Source organism: Pseudoalteromonas arabiensis (genome assembly GCF_001550155.1).
GTDB classification, from domain to species: domain Bacteria; phylum Pseudomonadota; class Gammaproteobacteria; order Enterobacterales; family Alteromonadaceae; genus Pseudoalteromonas; species Pseudoalteromonas arabiensis.
Window position 1 is genome coordinate 36062 of sequence record NZ_LRUF01000024.1, and the last position, 16286, is coordinate 52347.

16 protein-coding genes are annotated in these 16286 nt (G+C 42.3%); 11 read left to right on the forward strand and 5 right to left on the reverse strand.

Annotated features, from left to right (window positions below; genetic code table 11):
- The first annotated feature begins 1 nt into the window (after position 1).
- Both PAARA_RS13410 and PAARA_RS13415 read left to right on the forward strand, forming a co-directional pair.
- Entirely contained in the window at positions 2-1345 is a 1344-nt protein-coding gene (locus PAARA_RS13410) for a sigma 54-interacting transcriptional regulator (RefSeq protein ID WP_062569536.1), read from the forward strand.
- Between the two features lie 20 nt (positions 1346-1365).
- Positions 1366-1866 carry a DUF1543 domain-containing protein gene (locus tag PAARA_RS13415; protein ID WP_062569537.1) on the forward strand — a complete coding sequence of 167 codons (501 nt, stop codon included), beginning with the start codon at positions 1366-1368 and terminating at the stop codon, positions 1864-1866.
- 1 nt (position 1867) lies between these two features.
- On the opposite strand, the gene PAARA_RS13420 is transcribed toward PAARA_RS13415, so the two are convergent.
- The 4 genes from PAARA_RS13420 to pdsR form a co-directional block, all read right to left on the reverse strand.
- A complete protein-coding gene (locus tag PAARA_RS13420) occupies positions 1868-2077 on the reverse strand; it encodes a hypothetical protein (protein WP_062569538.1) in 210 nt (69 codons plus the stop codon).
- 50 nt (positions 2078-2127) lie between these two features.
- Positions 2128-2289 carry a hypothetical protein gene (locus tag PAARA_RS20560; RefSeq protein WP_157066206.1) on the reverse strand — a complete coding sequence of 54 codons (162 nt, stop codon included), beginning with the start codon at positions 2287-2289 and terminating at the stop codon, positions 2128-2130.
- Positions 2290-2404: 115 nt separating this feature from the next.
- On the reverse strand, positions 2405-4531 hold the full coding sequence (pdsS, locus tag PAARA_RS13425) for a proteobacterial dedicated sortase system histidine kinase (protein ID WP_062569539.1): 2127 nt from the start codon (positions 4529-4531) through the stop codon (positions 2405-2407).
- Positions 4531-5220 (reverse strand): proteobacterial dedicated sortase system response regulator, encoded by a 690-nt coding sequence (gene pdsR, locus PAARA_RS13430; protein ID WP_062569540.1) that lies wholly within the window; start codon positions 5218-5220, stop codon positions 4531-4533. The genes pdsS and pdsR overlap by 1 nt, the downstream gene beginning before the upstream one ends.
- A 218-nt stretch (positions 5221-5438) precedes the next feature.
- Here pdsR and pdsO point away from each other — a divergent pair, with 218 nt between their 5' ends.
- From pdsO to PAARA_RS13445, 3 genes are read left to right on the forward strand one after another with little or no spacing between them, the layout of a single operon-like run.
- Positions 5439-6176: a sortase-associated OmpA-like protein PdsO gene (gene pdsO / locus PAARA_RS13435; RefSeq protein WP_062569541.1), complete on the forward strand. Its 738-nt coding sequence runs from the start codon at positions 5439-5441 to the stop codon at positions 6174-6176.
- A 26-nt stretch (positions 6177-6202) separates the two neighbouring features.
- Positions 6203-8188, forward strand: coding sequence for a marine proteobacterial sortase target protein (locus tag PAARA_RS13440; RefSeq protein ID WP_062569542.1), 1986 nt, complete (start codon positions 6203-6205; stop codon positions 8186-8188).
- Positions 8176-8763, forward strand: a complete 588-nt coding sequence (locus tag PAARA_RS13445; RefSeq protein ID WP_062569543.1) for a class GN sortase — start codon at positions 8176-8178, stop codon at positions 8761-8763. Before PAARA_RS13440 ends, PAARA_RS13445 begins: the two co-directional genes overlap by 13 nt.
- Here the strand turns inward: PAARA_RS13445 and PAARA_RS13450 are convergent.
- Positions 8670-9617, reverse strand: a complete 948-nt coding sequence (locus tag PAARA_RS13450) for a DMT family transporter (protein ID WP_062569544.1) — start codon at positions 9615-9617, stop codon at positions 8670-8672. The genes PAARA_RS13445 and PAARA_RS13450 overlap by 94 nt on opposite strands.
- 122 nt (positions 9618-9739) lie before the next feature.
- Between PAARA_RS13450 and proB the strand changes: the two genes are divergently transcribed.
- The 6 genes from proB (at position 9740) to PAARA_RS13480 (ending at position 16245) form a co-directional block, all read left to right on the forward strand.
- Entirely contained in the window at positions 9740-10843 is a 1104-nt protein-coding gene (proB, locus tag PAARA_RS13455) for a glutamate 5-kinase (RefSeq protein ID WP_062569545.1), read from the forward strand.
- Between the two features lie 64 nt (positions 10844-10907).
- Positions 10908-11876: a GGDEF domain-containing protein gene (locus PAARA_RS13460; protein WP_062569546.1), complete on the forward strand. Its 969-nt coding sequence runs from the start codon at positions 10908-10910 to the stop codon at positions 11874-11876.
- 68 nt (positions 11877-11944) lie between these two features.
- Positions 11945-12304, forward strand: coding sequence for a glutaredoxin family protein (locus tag PAARA_RS13465; RefSeq protein WP_062569547.1), 360 nt, complete (start codon positions 11945-11947; stop codon positions 12302-12304).
- 79 nt (positions 12305-12383) lie between these two features.
- Entirely contained in the window at positions 12384-13868 is a 1485-nt protein-coding gene (gltX, locus tag PAARA_RS13470) for a glutamate--tRNA ligase (protein WP_062569548.1), read from the forward strand.
- A 346-nt stretch (positions 13869-14214) separates the two neighbouring features.
- Complete coding sequence (locus tag PAARA_RS13475) at positions 14215-14916, forward strand: DUF3581 domain-containing protein (RefSeq protein ID WP_062569549.1); 702 nt, start codon at positions 14215-14217, stop codon at positions 14914-14916.
- A 93-nt stretch (positions 14917-15009) separates the two neighbouring features.
- Positions 15010-16245 carry a DEAD/DEAH box helicase gene (locus PAARA_RS13480; protein WP_062569550.1) on the forward strand — a complete coding sequence of 412 codons (1236 nt, stop codon included), beginning with the start codon at positions 15010-15012 and terminating at the stop codon, positions 16243-16245.
- Positions 16246-16286 lie beyond the last annotated feature (41 nt).

Consider the following 16286-nt stretch of genomic DNA (forward strand, 5'->3'; position numbering starts at 1 on the left):
TATGAATGAAGTAAGTAAACCTCGCGTGTTACTAGTGGATGATGACGCGAGTTTATTAAAGCTGTTAGCAATAAGAATCGAGTCTAAAGGCTATCAAGTGAGTACTGCTGAAAGTGGCATTGTGGCTCTTCAAGAACTTAAAAGTAAAACCTACGACGCGGTAATTACCGATTTAAGAATGGACGAAATGGACGGGATGGCGTTGCATCGTCAGTTGCAAAGCCGCTACCCATCTATGCCTGTCATTATGATGACAGCGCATGGTTCGATTCCTGATGCAGTCGAGGCGACAAAGCAGGGGATTTTTGCATTTATTACAAAGCCTGTTGATAAAGATGAGTTATTTGACAGCTTAGCAAAAGCAATAGAGATCCATGGCGTGCACGGCGAGGAAGCGCCCACTCAAACCAATATCGTGACGCGAAGCGGCGCGATGCTGCATTTACTTGAACAGGTTAAGTTACTGGGGCCGACACAGGTTAACGTACTCATATCTGGTGCCAGCGGCACAGGTAAAGAACTACTTGCGCAAGCAATCCATCAGCATAGCCACGTTAGTGACGGTCCATTCGTAGCGATTAACTGCGGTGCAGTACCCAGTGAGCTATTAGAGTCGGAATTATTCGGGCATAAAAAAGGTGCCTTTACAGGGGCTGTGAAAGATCACCAAGGTTTATTTCAGCAAGCACAAGGCGGCACACTGTTTTTAGATGAAATTGGTGATATGCCACTGAACTTACAAGTGAAGTTACTACGCGTATTACAAGAGAAAACGATTCGCCCTGTTGGTTTCCAAGAAGAAATTCCAATTGATGTCAGAGTTGTATCTGCCACCCATAAAAACCTTCCTGAAGCGATAAATAACCAACAGTTTAGAGAAGATCTTTATTATCGATTGAACGTTGTTAATTTAAAGCTACCACCTCTTTGTGAACGCCGTGAAGATATAAGCTTACTGGCACAGCATTTTGCAGGGCAGATAGCAAAGCGCATGAATCAAGACGAAAAACGCTTTGCAAGCGATGCGATGCATGCGCTAGTGAGGTATGATTGGCCGGGTAATATTCGCCAACTACAAAACGTAATTGAACAAGTTGTTGCCTTGACGCCAGGCGGAGTCATCTCTGCTCAGCTGGTGGAGTCTGCGCTCAATAGTAATGTAAGTATTGCGGAACCGCTTTCGCTGAATGATGCGAAAAAAGAGTTTGAGCGCGACTATCTAATCAATACCTTAAAGATGGCAGCCGGCAATGTCGCAGAGGCCGCTAAGCTTGCAAAACGGAACCGTTCAGATTTTTATAAGCTAATAAAAAAACACAACATTAATGTAGAAAACTTAATGTAGAGCTAGCATAAGGAAAATTCATGTCACTTTTTTTAGTCTACCTTGGTGGACGTATTCAAGGTTGCCACATAGAAATGCATGATGTGCGATTTGTGGTGGGAAGTACAATTGAACAAACATACTCAAAATTAAAAGCACAGTGGGTCGGTGATAAAAACAATGTGCACATGGATAGTTACATGCAAATCCAGCACATTGATGGATACAAGGTAGAGGTTGTTGAAGAAGCGCACGCACAACCTGAAAAACTATATTTTGTGAATCTAGGTGCCTATCGTGCTGATAGGTTGGCAGAGCAGCATGATTTTGCACTTTATGTTGCTCGCAGCAGTGAAGAAGCTAAACAACGTGCAAAAGAGTCTTTACTTGCAGGGCTAAGCCATCTCCATAAGGATGATTTACACGATGTCGATGATTGTTTTGCGATTGACTTGCTCGATAGTCACTTATCAATCAAGTTAACTCCAAGCGGGCAATCACAAGCAATGAAACCGGATTGGTTTGGTTATCACGTTTTATAAACTAATCCTGATTATCGCTTTTACTAGCAATTTTAAAGGCGATAATCACTAGGCCAAATAAAGCAAAAGGCAATGCAGCTAGTAAATACTCCACTGTATGATTGTCTTGATAATTTGGCTGAAGTAAGAAGTGTCCTACGACACAAAGCAGAATAGCGACGAATAAAACAGGCAGTAAGATCAGTTCTTTTTTTGGAGAGTGTTTTTTCATAACAAAGCGTCACATTGCAAAGGTGCGCTATTGTAATGAGCTAAGATTGATTAGGTCAAATAACTTGGTGACTTATATTGCGCTGCATCAATTTTTTTATTGGCCGCTTTTTTTACTGGCTTTTTAGGTTTGACTGGTTTGTCGGCTGTATCATTACAGTTATACAGTCCCATAATAAACTCTATTTCCTCGCGTTGTAATCCAGACTGCATGATACCCCCCTTAATGTCGAATTTGCCATTTATACGACAAATACTAAGCAGTTGAAGCTGAATTATCGGTGAATAATGCGTCATTAAACTGTAATCATATGTAACACAAATTCGCTTATTTAATAGGCAGCTCCACAGTAAACACAACACCCGTGCCATCATCTAAATTTTCAGCGGCTACTTTACCGTGATGGTAATCACAAATAAGCCTTACAATATAAAGACCTAAGCCTAAGTGGGGCTGCTGTTGATGTTGCTGACTTCTCACCGAGACCATTGAGTCGAAAATGTGTTCAACTAAACCGTCAGGTAGCAGAGGTCCTTGGTTGCTGATTTTTAATAATGCATGTTGCTCTTGCTTGATTAAGCTGACTGAAATTGTGCTTTGTGAAGTTTTAAACTCAAGTGCATTGTTGATGAGCTTATCAAGCAATTGAGCGATAAACTCGGGTGCGCCACTGACATTTAACGGCTCTTTACAAAGCGACAAGGTAAATAGGCTTTCACCATAGGTTATTTGATAGCCCTGCATGCAGCCTGTGATCACCTTGCTCAGATCAAATTCTTCAGCTTCGGCGCTTTGAATACTTTGTTCAAGACGCGTTGCTTCGCTCATGGTGGTAATAATTTTACCCAACCGCTCAACCCCTTCACTGGCACGGTCGAGGTATTTTTGACTCAATTCAGATTGCGGCTGCATCTGTAAGTTTTCAAGTGATGAGCGAACAACAGCCACAGGCGTGCGTAGTTCATGGGAGAGTCGTGATGACATATTTTCTAAGTAATCAGTATAACCACTTAAACGACTAACAATATTGGCAAAGCTACGAGAAAGGTCACCAATTTCATCATTCGAATCGGCATAGGTTATTTTGCCAGTAATACGCCCTTGGGCATCAATGGCTTGTTCGGCATTATCACGCAGGCGGCGAATACGGCTGGAAATTCGTGACGCAAAAAAGAACAGGGTCACAGTGCCCACAAGCATCACCGCTAAAATGACATTAAATAGCTTCTCTAGCGACTTATTACGCAGAGTGCGCACGCCATTGGTGGTTTCTTCTGCGATTACTGCACCAATCACTTTATCTTGGATCCAAATAGGGTAGGCAGCAGATAAAATAACGGCTTTGTTATCTGGGGTTAAGCGCCATGATGATGCGGGTTTACCATTTAAAGCACTGGCTATATGAGTACCTTGCATCGCAGCGACATCATGTAAGGTATCAATAAATTCATTTTCTGGGCGAGTTAATATTTTATAGTAAAGAGGATGCAAATAATCTTGCTCAAAGCGTTGCCACCACGTTGTTGCGGGCGCATCTTTTAGGCCATCTGCCCAAACGCCATCGGCATGATGAATTGAGCCTGATTGCGCAAGTACACGATGATGGTTATCGACGACCCAAATTCGACTGCCACTGTGGCCCATGCCTTTCAAAATACGGTTAATTTCTGGCGAAGGCACTAAAACAGAGCCGATATCATTGGGATTTTGTAGGTTTGAGGTCGACATAAGCTGAGGCTCAGTTTTGCCTTCATCCCAATCTTCAATCGCAAAACCGAGCTTATTACCTAACATCGAAAGTGGAAAACGCAGCTCTATGTTATACCCCGTGTCGGTGCTTTTAAAATACCCCTGAATTTTAGTGACCGGCTGTTGTGTTGAAGCATCAAAGGCATTGACCCAACCATCTTGACGGGCAGCCACCACATAACGTTTAAATTCACCTGCAGGTGTTTTTAACATGATCTGTAAGTGATCGTTGCGGGTAAAGCTAAGCACATTTTTAGCACGATACACCAAAGAGCTGTCTGTGACTTTAAACGCCGCATAAAGGTAGTTTTCGTATTTGCCCACCATGTGATCAAAACTAAGATCACTCTGTTGATGATCATTGCTTAAACTTTGTAAGTAGCGCTTATCATAATGCCAAAATAAGCTTTGATAAGGCTGCCACTCCGACAGTTTACCATCAAGTTGAATCGGGTTATTTAGGTTGTAAGCGTATAAATCACGGCCTTTTACCACTTGATCTAAAAAGTTGGTTTGCGAGTCAAACAAAGCGGGGCGCTCATGTAATGCGGTGGCGAGTGCACGTGTTGTGCCCACTAAGGTTTTTTCTTGCCCTTGCCTTAAGAACTTTTCCATTTCCCACACATACTCATAGCCAAGCCAAGGTAATAAAAATAAAAAGCAGGATAAGAAAATAAACTTTGTTCTAAGCCCCAAACGCAGCATTAAGCTTGCTCCCAGCGATAACCCATACCGTAAACTGTATCAATGCAGTCAAATGCATCATCTAAAGCAATAAATTTTTTTCGAATGCGTTTTACGTGCGAGGTAATCGTACTGTCATCAACATAAATTTTCGCATCACTCATTAATTCGTTACGGCTTTTAACATGACCTGGACGCTGCGCAAGTGAATGCACCATCCAAAATTCTGTTACAGTTAAATCAACCAGTTGCTCTTGCCAAAAAACCTGCATGCGTTGGGTATCTAACTTTAACGTGCCGCGATGCAAAAGAGCGGTTTGATCGGCGGGTTGATCAAATGCATCGAGGCGTCTAAATAGTGCGCCAATTCGCGCAGCAAGATGCGCCATGCTGATGTCTTTGGTTAAATAGTCGTCGGCACCCATGCGCAGGCCACACACGGTATCAATTTCGCTATCGCGAGCGGTTAAAAATATAATCGGTAAAGTTTTAGAAAGGCTGCGTAGAGTTTGGCAAAGTAAAAAACCACCATCTACTTCATGGCCAAGACCAATATCAACAATGGCTAAGTCTGGTAAAGATTGACTAAATGCCAGTTCAGCACTTGCTCTGTCAGCAAAACCTACCACCTCATAGCCCTGAGCACTGAGCATTTCTGTGTAGTTTTCGCGGATTGCTGTTTCATCTTCAACGATTGCTATTTTCTTCATTGTTAATACTTACTTAAATTCTTTCTATAGCGAACTATACCTAATTTTTTGCCTTGCGTACTGGCAAAAATGCGATTGCCATTTTTCTGCCACAATTGCTCAGCAGTTTGCCTTTTTTGATCCCCTTTATTGCCATTTCGACTTGTTTTAATAGCTCCATACCAAGTTCGCAACACCAACCAATGTTGCCAAGCAATTAAGTAAAAAAGGATTAAACCATGAAAAAATTAATTATTGCCGCTGTCATTACCACTGCTTTATCAACAACACAGTATGCGGTTGCTGCAAATCAAACAAAGCAAGATACACCAAAAGAAACAGCGATAGGCCTTAGTGCTGGTGCCGTAGTTGGCGGCTTAGTCGGCGGTCCAATTGGCGCGTTTGTGGGCGCATTTGCAGGCGGCTTAATTGGTGAAAAAGAAGCGGCAGAAAACACCATTGATGAACAAGCTCACGCATTAGTCGTAATGAAAGAGCAAACCGCAGATTACCAACAAGTGATAGCCGATAACGCCGCCCTAAGTGAGCAGCTTGAATTATTAGCGGATGAAAAAGAGCAGTTACTACAAGCCCAGCTTAATACTTTACTGGCCATGACGGTGCAGTTTAAAACGGGCTCTAGTGAAATTGCCCCGCACTTTGCTAATCAACTCGACAAAGTAGCTCAGTTACTGATTGCCCAGCCAAATCTGGCTATCGATTTAAATGGCTTTGCAGATCAGCGCGGTGATGAGTTGGCTAATTTAATGCTTTCAAAGCAGCGTGTAAATGCCGTGCAAAGCTACTTAATTAAACAAGGCGTGCCGCATACCCGCTTAACTGCAACCGCCTTTGGTGAGCAGCAAAGTGTTGCTGATTCAAATAACTACGAAGACAACATCTTTGACCGCCGCGTAACATTGACGACGCGCCCTGTGACACAAAGTAGTTTGCGTACAGCGCAAAGTAACCACTAATTCATCGGTCGATGGAGTGACTAATTATGTTGAGTAAACGTACCAAAAGGCTCATGTATATGAGCCTTTTCATCCTGCTGTTAGGTTATGCTGTTAGCCCTGTGTTCGCTGCTAACGCTAGTGCCGAATTGCGTTTTTATGATGACTCAAATAGACAGGTGTCGTCGGGGTTACTAGTGAAAAACGATGTCACTATGACACTCACGGGGCTGATTAATCATGTTGTTGTTAAACAACGTTATCAAAACCCACATCCATTTGCGGTCAATGCCCGCTATGTGTTTCCGTTACCTGATGAAAGTGCTGTGCATGCCATGCAAATGCAAATTGGTGAGCGCATTATCACAGGCAATATTACGCTTAAGCAGCAGGCTGAACAGCAATTTGTGCAAGCTCAAAAGCAGGGTAAACGTGCCGCTTTAGTGCGCCAGCAACGTGCTAATATTTTCTCTACTGATGTGGCAAATCTTGGAGCAGGGGAAGAAATTGAAATTACCTTGCAATACCAAGAGATCATCGGTTTTCGTGATGGTGTATTTTCGTTGCGTTTTCCGACCACTATTACGCCGCGATACGAACCTTTAACGGCAGATCTTCAGCAAACAGTTAATACAGAGAAAAAGTTTGAGCCAACAACTGACACAGAGCAAGTGGCATCAGCTTGGCTAAAACCTGTTTTTCACCATGCTAAAAGCCAAGAGTCTGATGCGAGCCTAAACCTTGCAATTTCGATGGATATTGGCCTAGAGCTTAGTTACATCAACGCCAACTTAGACGGTATGCAAGTCGATAACCCGAGTTTTGGCCGTTATCAATTATCGCTTAATCGTGACATTCCGATGGATAGAGACTTTCAGCTAACATTTAAACCCCTTGATAAAGCTCACTCACAGGCTGCATTTTTTACCGAAACAGTCGCAGGGCAAGAGTATGGCTTATTAATGCTAGTGCCGCCAAGCGATCACTTTACCTCGCAAGCACGGCTTCCCCGTGAGATGGTGTTTGTTGTTGATACCTCAGGTTCAATGCATGGTCAATCTATGGAGCAGGCAAGGCAGGCCTTGTTTTATGCCTTATCGTTACTGGATGAAAATGACAGTTTTAATGTCATAGGTTTTGATAACGAAGTCTCGCTATTAAGTGACACGCCGATGATTGCTAATGATTTTAATATTCGCCGCGCTGAACGCTTTATTTATGGCCTTCAAGCAGATGGTGGCACCGAAATCGCAAAAGCACTGACGCAGGTACTTGATGGCAAACAGCATGATGGCTTTGTACGCCAAGTGGTGTTTTTAACCGATGGCAGTGTGGGTAACGAAACGCAGTTATTTAAGCAAATTCAATCTGACTTGGGTGACAGCAGGCTTTTTACTGTGGGTATTGGCAGTGCGCCTAATAGCTTTTTTATGACCAGAGCGGCTGATATTGGCCGTGGTACTTTTACTTTTATTAGTAGCACTAGTCAAGTACAGCCAAAAATGCAGCTGCTTTTTGATAAGCTGGCACATCCTGCTGTTACAGAGCTTGCGTTTGAAGGCGATAAAGCAGCACTTGAATACTGGCCTTCGCCGTTACCTGACTTGTATTTTTCAGAGCCGGTTTTGGTTGCCATGAAGCTTGATGGCAGTCAGCACTTAACATTAAAAGGGCAAACAAACACAGGACCCATGACCATTAACTTAGCAACGGCCAATGCTGCAAACGGTGAAGGTATCGCTAGACTCTGGGCAAGACAAAAAATTAAGTCACTGCTGCTTTATAACGAAAAGGATGCGGTGCGCGCAGAAGTTGAAGCATTGGCACTTCAGCACCATTTGCTCAGCCCTTTTACAGCCTTTATTGCGGTTGATAACTATGCGGGTAATGAGATTGCAGAGCGTTCAATGCAAGTAGCCAACAAACTCCCTAACGGCATGACGCTACCGCAAACCGACGGACAAAGCCGCGTATTTATGCTACTTGGGTTACTGTTACTTGCTTTTTCGGGGTTATGGCAATGGCGACGCTAAAAAAAGCGTTGCCAGTTTGCAGCGCCTTACTTGGCATCGCATTACTTGCCAATGGCGGTTATATGCAGGCGAAAGCTTGGCTTGCGCAGACGCTAATTGAGTCGGCTTGGCAGCAAGCTTTGCAAAGACCTAATGAGCAAGTGAGGCCTTGGTTTTACGCCGATGGTTATGTCACCGCGCGCATAAATTGGCCAAGTCAGCAGCAAGAGTTGACGGTACTTGCTGGTGCGTCGGGGCGAAACCTCGCGTTTGCCCCTGGGCACTTTTTACCAAGTGGAGAACTTGGCAGCAAAAATGGGGTAGTGATTGCCGGTCATAACGACACCCACTTTGCATTTCTAAAACATGTCGCTGTAGGTGAGCAATTCTCTATGCAGTTGCAAAATGGCCAGGTTGAACACTATCAAGTTCGCAGCATTGATGTTATTCATCAAAGCGAACAGGGCTTTTTAGCGCAATCAGGCCTTTATTTATTAACCTGTTATCCTTTTGATTCGTTAGCGTCAGGAACTGAATTTAGGCTATTGGTATCCGCTGATAAATTATCGTCGTCTACGTCAACTTTGAGCTCTTGATGACGTTGACTAACAATAACACCGGCGAATACCACCGCAATACTCACCCATTGCCACACAGTTAGTACTTCGCCTAGTAGGATGGCTGACAAAATTAACGCAAAAATAGGAATGAGGTTAGAGTAGGCGGCAGCTGTTAATACCGACACTTTACTGATGGCGTAATTGTACATGCCATAGCCACCTAACGTGACACATGAGCCTAAATATAGAATGCTCAATAGGGCACTTAAATCATGCTGATTTTCGCTCGGTAGTTCGATAAAAAATAAAAAAGGCGCAAAGAACAAGCTACCACTAAAACCTTGAATTGCAATTAAGGTAAGGGGTGAATAGCGTGTCACTAAGTGTTTTACGCTTACGGTATAAAAGGCGGCGCACACCATCGCCATCAGTTCTAAAAAGTTACCAAGTAGTGGATTAGGGGCTTGTTCAGTGCTTGGTGATAACAGCGTTAATAAAATACTGCCACCAATACACAAGGTAAAACCAACGACAATAGCTTTACTGATGTACTCTTTTAATATTAAGAACGCCAAAATGGCGACAATAATTGGTAAACAAGAGACGATTACCCCTGCTTGTGATGCTGACGTGTATTCAAGGGCATGCCCTTCAAATAAATAATAAAAACAGGGTTCAGCTAATGACATACCAATTAAATACTTCCAGTCACCTTGTTTAAACTCAAAGCGGATCACATAGCGCCATAAACATAAACAAATCAGTAATGTGGTTAGCATTCTTAAAAAAATCACTAACACAGGGTCGTAAACATTGATTGCGTGCTTTAACGCAATGTAAGAGCTACCCCATAAAAAGGTCGCGATGATTAAGCATATACTGGCTGGCATAGGTGTCGATATTGAGTAAAAAACGAGAGCGTGATCCTAGCATGAATTTTTTTTACTTGTTCAAAAACTGTTAACTGGTATATATAAATTCTCTATTATTTATTACAGACTTTAAAACACACATGCAAAGGCCACACGTCGTTGTTGTAAAGCTAGGTACAAGTGTATTGACTGGCGGTACAGACAAATTAGATAAAGCACATATGGTTGAACTTGTTCGCCAATGTTGCGAATTAAAAAAACAGGGTTATCAGGTTGTTTTAGTATCAAGTGGCGCGGTTGCTGCTGGACGCGAGCAACTAGTTACCCCCTGTGGCCGTTCTTTGATTGAAAAACAAATGCTGGCCGCAATTGGTCAAGGGCAGCTTATTCATATTTGGCAGAGCTTGTTTGCTTTATATGGTGTGAATGTTGGGCAAATGCTACTGACTCGCGCCGATGTAGAAGACCGTGAACGTTATTTAAACGCTCGCGATACCTTAAATGCGCTACTTGCTCACAATGTGGTGCCAATTATTAACGAGAATGACGCCGTGGCCACCGCCGAAATTAAAGTCGGTGATAACGATAACTTATCTGCTTTAGTCGCGATTTTAGCAAATGCGGAAAAGCTGTTACTGTTAACTGACCAAGAAGGGCTATTTACTGGCGATCCTCGCTCTGATGCCAATGCAACACTTATCAACGAAGTTGAGCATATTAATGATGAACTCAGAGAGCTTGCTGGTGGCAGTGGTACAACACTTGGAACCGGTGGTATGGCAACCAAGCTGCAAGCTGCCGATATTGCACGTCGCGCGGGTGTTGAGGTGATTATTGCCAAAGGTGTGGGCAAAAATGTGATTTTAAATTGCATGGCCGACAAGCTTCCTGGTACACGTTTTTTAAAACTTACAGCGCCAAAAGATGGCCGCAAAAAGTGGTTACTTGCAGGGCCTAAAAGTACGGGGCAATTAGTGATTGACGATGGTGCAAGCCTTGCGCTTAAAGAGCGTGGCGCGAGCTTACTAGCAAAAGGTGTAAAGACTGTGCGAGGACAGTTTGAGCGCGGTGATGTGATTGAAGTAGTGTCTAATCAAGGGCAGTGTATTGCTAAAGGTCTTGTTAATTTTAACCACCAAGAAATTGATCAAATTAAAGGCTGCCATTCATCGCAAATAACCGAACTACTTGCATTTGCACCCAGCAGTGAAGTTATCCATCGAGATGATATGATTTTACTGTAGTTTTTTAGTAATTTTTATAAAGTTAACTAGACTAAAGTTATAGTTAGTTTAGGGGGCTTTCTAAATGCCAGCAAACGCTTGCGGACATGACTGGATAATCTCAATAACGCAACAAGAAGAAGAGCCTGAACTTGATCAGGCGCTTATCAATGCGGTGACGGAGCTCGAAGAGTTTTCACGGTTCGCTATTTATGTGAACAAGTTATTCAAACCTGGGCTACCAGCTCGTTTACTTAACAAAGACTCAGTTATTGAAGAGTTAAATGAGCATGAAGTAAGTGAGTTAATAGAGAAAGTCAGTCGCAACAAAATTCGCATTAGCCGCAATTATGGGGTTATTTCTACCTATGTGCCCATTTACCATATAGGAAATGTGATGGGTGTGCTGGTGATAGAGTCTGAAAAAGAGCTTTCAGATCGCTCAAGTATGTTAGCCATTTATATGCTAAATATCTATGCTAACCAATTGTCATTGCTACACAAGTCTAAATTAGATCCCCTTACTGAGCTATTAAATAGACAAACCTTTGATAAAAAAGTGATTGATATCGCAGCAGAAGCGACACTTGAGCCAAAAGATCATCAATACCATCCTCACTGGTATCTGGCGATGGTGGACATTGATCATTTTAAACGTGTTAATGATAATTTTGGTCATGTTATTGGTGATGAAGTTATTTTACTGGTAGCCCAATTGCTTAAAAATAATTTTCGCATTGAAGACTATGTTTTTCGTTACGGTGGTGAGGAATTTACTGTTTTGTTTCAAGCGTCTGATGAAACAGATGCGCGCAATGCACTTAATCGTTTTCGTGCTTGTGTCGCAGAGTATCCTTTTCCTCAAGTTGGAAATCTAACCGTCAGTTGCGGTTTTTTACCTATTTGTGAGTTTGAAATGGTCGCAAGCCTTGTTCAAAAAGCAGATGTTGCACTATATCATTCTAAAAATAATGGTCGTAATCAGGTAACATCGTACGCTGAGCTAGGGATTCAAGAGAGCAAACGCCCTGATGACTCAATAGAGCTTTTTTGAATCTGTTGTCGCGATTATTGCTGTGTTAAAATTGCCCACCATCAATTTTAATCAGTATGAGATTTTACATGAAGTTTGTTCGTTGGTTACTCGGTCGCATTATTTTATTCTTTGATTTTATTTTTACACCACGCAGTAAAAAACGTCCTGCGGCTGAGCAAGCTGCACTTGATTCAGTGACATCGCAATTTAAATTGTACCAATTCAAAGCATGTCCTTTTTGCGTAAAAGTACGTCGTGCTATTAAGCGTCAAGGCTTAGCCATTGAAACCCGTGATGCGAAAGGTAACCAGCAATTTCGTCAAGAGTTACACGAGCAGGGTGGAAAAATTAAAGTACCTTGTTTACGTATTGAAGAAAACGGCCAAGTAACTTGGTTGTACGAATCAAACGATATCATTGCTTATTTAGATAAAGTCGCTGCATAAAGCGGCTTTTCACTTCGATTATAGCCCGTGCTGTGCTAGCATTTGGCAAATTTTTAATTGTCTTTTGAGAGATATAACCATGACAATTCGCACCCGTGTTGCTCCGTCACCAACAGGTGACCCGCACCTAGGTACTGCATACATCGCATTATTTAACTACTGTTTTGCTAAGCAGCAAGGCGGTGAGTTTGTGTTACGTATTGAAGATACAGACCAAGTTCGTAGTACACCAGAATCAGAGCAAGCTATTATGGATAGCTTACAATGGTTAGGCTTAAACTGGGATCATGGTCCAGATGTGGGCGGTGAGTTTGGTCCATACCGTCAATCTGAGCGTAGCGATTTATATAAGAAATTTGCGCATCAGTTAGTTGAACAGGGTAAAGCATTTTACTGTTTTGCAACCAGCGAAGAGCTAGACCAAATGCGTGAAGAGCAAATGGCCGAAGGCCTACGCCCTAAATACGATGGTCGTGGTTTAAATCTTTCAGAAGACGAAATCAAAGCGAACCTTGAAGCAGGTAAGCCATACGTAATACGTATGAAGATCCCAAGTGAGGGCACGTTTAAGTTTAACGACTACCTACGTGGCGAAATTGAGATCCCATGGGAAAACGTAGACATGCAAGTGCTACTTAAAGCAGATGGCTTCCCAACATACTTCCTTGCTAACGTTGTTGATGATCACCACATGCAAATTAGCCATATCTTCCGTGGTGAAGAGTGGATCAACTCAGCGCCTAAGCTATTAAAATTATACGAAGACTTCGGTTGGGAAGCGCCAGTACTTGGCCACTTACCGTTACTACGTAACCCAGATAAGTCAAAATTATCGAAACGTAAAAACCCAACTTCAATCAATTACTATAAAGAAATGGGTTACCTACCAGAGGCGCTATTAAACTATTTAGGCCGTATGGGTTGGTCAATGCCTGATGAGCGTGAAAAGTTCACCTTAGATGAGATGATTGAACACTTTGATATGAAGCGTGTATCACTGGGTGGGCCTATTTTCGACGTGGATAAGCTTAGCTGGTTAAACGGTATGTGGATCCGTGAGAATTTATCTGATGCAGAACTAATGCAACGTTTTGTTGATTGGAAATTTAATTCTGAGCTATTCGCTAAAGTATTACCAGAAGCAAAAACACGTATTAATACGCTTTCAGACATGGTTGACCTTGCGGGTCACTTTGTGGGTGGTATTCCAAGTTACGACCCTGCGCTATTAACGGCAGGTAAAGCGGGTGAAGATGTAACTCGCCAAGCATTACAGTTCTTTATCTGGCAACTTGAAGGCTTACGCAGCTGGGAGAAGTCAGAGATTTTTGCGATTGCAAAAGCGGTTGCAACTTTCCATGAATTGAAGATTAAAGACTTCCTTGAGCCAATTTTTGTGGCTATCACAGGGAAGACTTCATCAACATCGGTTCTTGATGCGATGGAAATTTTAGGTTCTGACCTTTCACGTGCACGTTTACGTGTGGCACTCGCGCATATTGGTGTATCGAAGAAGCAAGCGAAAAATATTGAGCGTGCTTATCGGGATTATCCACAAGCATAGCTTTACTATGCAATCTACAATAAAGCCGAGCTCAGCTCGGCTTTATTGTTTTCGCCTCTAAACCATCTACTTCAGTAGGTGGTTATCACCATTTAAGCTATGCATGGAAAAATACTCATGTTAATGCCTTAGTTGATTTTTTATTAAATGATTTTGTGTGGAAATAGTTCGTCAGTTTTTATTTAGTAACGGTTGTGTACAAAAAGATACAAGATCGCCCAGAGTGTTTTCTAAGCACTCTTATGTTTTTTGTTCTTAAACGTTGAATTGTGAACAGATTCGACCTCTCTCCCCATTTTTTCTGGTAGAATAGTCAGGTTATAAGTAGTTTAAGCAGTGAACAATTATGTTAAGTCCTTATTATCAGCAGCACGCTGATTATGTTTCTATCTCTCGTGAGCAGGGAAGTCGTTTTGCTAAGTCTGTAGCGGATGATTTCAATCCACTTCACGACATCGACGCAAAAAAGTTTTGTGTACCCGGTGATCTTCTTTTTTCACTTGTATTAAACCAATACGGCATCAGTGAGAAAATGGAATTCACTTTTGCAGGCATGGTGGATGAAACATCGCAATTAACTTTTCCTGCTGGGGCTGATGAATTTGCCATTACTGATGGTGATAAAATCATGCTTAAAGTGAAGCGTGAAGGGGCTGTAAGCCAATGCGCTAAACTTACAAATAGTTTGATTAAGAACTATGTTGAGTTTTCAGGTGCCGCATTTCCGCATGTTATTATCCCATTAATGGCGAAACAAGATGTAATGATTAACCCTGCAAGACCTATGGTTATTTATGAATCAATGCTAATTAATCTAGAGCGTCTTGATATTGAAGAGCCAGAGCTTGAGTTTGTTGAACCTGATTTCACTTACACAGGCAAACGCGGAAAAATTATCTTACGATTTAATTTACTAGAAAATGGTGAGAAAGTCGGTTCAGGTGAAAAGCACATGGTTGTTTCTGGCATTCGCGAGTACTGCCAAGCAACGGTTGATGAATTAATTAGTTTTTATAATCAACGTAAAAGTACACTAAACCACGCTTAATTGTACTGTTTTAGATAAAAGGCGCATTAGCGCCTTTTTTGTTTGTGGCCATGTGCGTACAATACTCGCTTTATAGCCAATGTACTTCATATCATGTCAGTAGCGACTTTTTCAGAATTAAACCTTGCCCCCGAACTTTTAGAAGCTCTGCAAGCGGAAAATTATCAAACCCCAACTGCAATTCAAGCGCAGACAATCCCGCTTATTTTATCGGGCGCTGACGTGATGGGCAGTGCACAAACAGGAACAGGTAAAACCGCTGCGTTTGTGTTACCTCTACTGCATAATTTGTTATCTGAAAAGGTACTCCCTGACACGGTTAAAATACTTATTTTAACGCCAACTCGCGAGCTTGCTCAGCAAGTATTTGCAAGTGTAGAGCGCTATGGTGCTAACACCGCAATTAAAGCAGCACTTGCTTATGGCGGTGCCAGTATTGGGCCACAGATCAAAGCCATAAAAGGCGCACAGCTTGTGGTAGCAACACCTGGGCGCTTACTTGATCATGTGATTAAAGGCAGTATTAAGCTTTCAAGCATTAATGCCTTGGTGTTTGATGAGGCTGATCGCATGCTTGATATGGGATTCATCGACGAGATAAAACGTATCTTGCGACATGTGCCAAAAGCGCGTCAAACCTTACTTTTTTCAGCCACATTTGATGACAGCATTTTTAACCTTAGCAAACAGCTCTTAAATGACCCTAAGTTGGTTGAAGTGAATAAACGTAATTCCGCTGCGACAGAAGTAGAGCAAGTTGTTTATGCGGTTGATGAAGATCGCAAGCGTGAGTTGGTGTCACATATGATTGGTATGAAAAACTGGCAACAAGTGCTGATATTTACCCGTACCAAACAAACCGCTGATTTACTTGCTAAAGAAATGTGTAAAGATGGACTAAAAACCGAATCCATCCACGGTGATAAAAGCCAAGGCGCACGTGACAAGGCACTACAAAACTTTAAATCTGGCGCAACGCGTGTACTTGTGGCAACAGATGTTGCTGCGCGTGGTCTTGATATTGCCTCTTTAAGGTACGTGATAAACTATGAACTGCCTTATGTTGCAGAGGATTATGTGCACCGAATAGGCCGTACTGGGCGAGCGGGTGAAAAAGGTTTTGCAATGTCGCTGGTGAGTATTGACGAGCAATACCTGCTTGATGAAATTGATATTCTGCTCGATACACGCCTTACACCGCAGTGGTTACCCGGTTATGAACCTGACTTAAGCAAAGAGCCGAAACAAATCAGAAAAAACACCAATAAAGCACGTCGTTCACGAGACAAAAAACGTATTTTAGGAAAAAAAAGTCCGAGACGTCGTTAAATTTGGCGTATATTTAAACTATCCACTGGTTAATTTGAGTG

What these genes read in the sequence shown, in the direction of transcription:
- PAARA_RS13410 (WP_062569536.1), top strand. Translation starts at nt 2, where the DNA reads ATGAATGAAGTAAGTAAACCTCGCGTGTTACTAGTGGATGATGACGCG.
- PAARA_RS13415 (WP_062569537.1), top strand. Translation starts at nt 1,366, where the DNA reads ATGTCACTTTTTTTAGTCTACCTTGGTGGACGTATTCAAGGTTGCCAC.
- PAARA_RS13420 (WP_062569538.1), bottom strand. Translation starts at nt 2,077, where the DNA reads ATGAAAAAACACTCTCCAAAAAAAGAACTGATCTTACTGCCTGTTTTA.
- PAARA_RS20560 (WP_157066206.1), bottom strand. Translation starts at nt 2,289, where the DNA reads ATGCAGTCTGGATTACAACGCGAGGAAATAGAGTTTATTATGGGACTG.
- pdsS (WP_062569539.1), bottom strand. Translation starts at nt 4,531, where the DNA reads ATGCTGCGTTTGGGGCTTAGAACAAAGTTTATTTTCTTATCCTGCTTT.
- pdsR (WP_062569540.1), bottom strand. Translation starts at nt 5,220, where the DNA reads ATGAAGAAAATAGCAATCGTTGAAGATGAAACAGCAATCCGCGAAAAC.
- pdsO (WP_062569541.1), top strand. Translation starts at nt 5,439, where the DNA reads ATGAAAAAATTAATTATTGCCGCTGTCATTACCACTGCTTTATCAACA.
- PAARA_RS13440 (WP_062569542.1), top strand. Translation starts at nt 6,203, where the DNA reads ATGTTGAGTAAACGTACCAAAAGGCTCATGTATATGAGCCTTTTCATC.
- PAARA_RS13445 (WP_062569543.1), top strand. Translation starts at nt 8,176, where the DNA reads ATGGCGACGCTAAAAAAAGCGTTGCCAGTTTGCAGCGCCTTACTTGGC.
- PAARA_RS13450 (WP_062569544.1), bottom strand. Translation starts at nt 9,617, where the DNA reads ATGCCAGCCAGTATATGCTTAATCATCGCGACCTTTTTATGGGGTAGC.
- proB (WP_062569545.1), top strand. Translation starts at nt 9,740, where the DNA reads ATGCAAAGGCCACACGTCGTTGTTGTAAAGCTAGGTACAAGTGTATTG.
- PAARA_RS13460 (WP_062569546.1), top strand. Translation starts at nt 10,908, where the DNA reads ATGCCAGCAAACGCTTGCGGACATGACTGGATAATCTCAATAACGCAA.
- PAARA_RS13465 (WP_062569547.1), top strand. Translation starts at nt 11,945, where the DNA reads ATGAAGTTTGTTCGTTGGTTACTCGGTCGCATTATTTTATTCTTTGAT.
- gltX (WP_062569548.1), top strand. Translation starts at nt 12,384, where the DNA reads ATGACAATTCGCACCCGTGTTGCTCCGTCACCAACAGGTGACCCGCAC.
- PAARA_RS13475 (WP_062569549.1), top strand. Translation starts at nt 14,215, where the DNA reads ATGTTAAGTCCTTATTATCAGCAGCACGCTGATTATGTTTCTATCTCT.
- PAARA_RS13480 (WP_062569550.1), top strand. Translation starts at nt 15,010, where the DNA reads ATGTCAGTAGCGACTTTTTCAGAATTAAACCTTGCCCCCGAACTTTTA.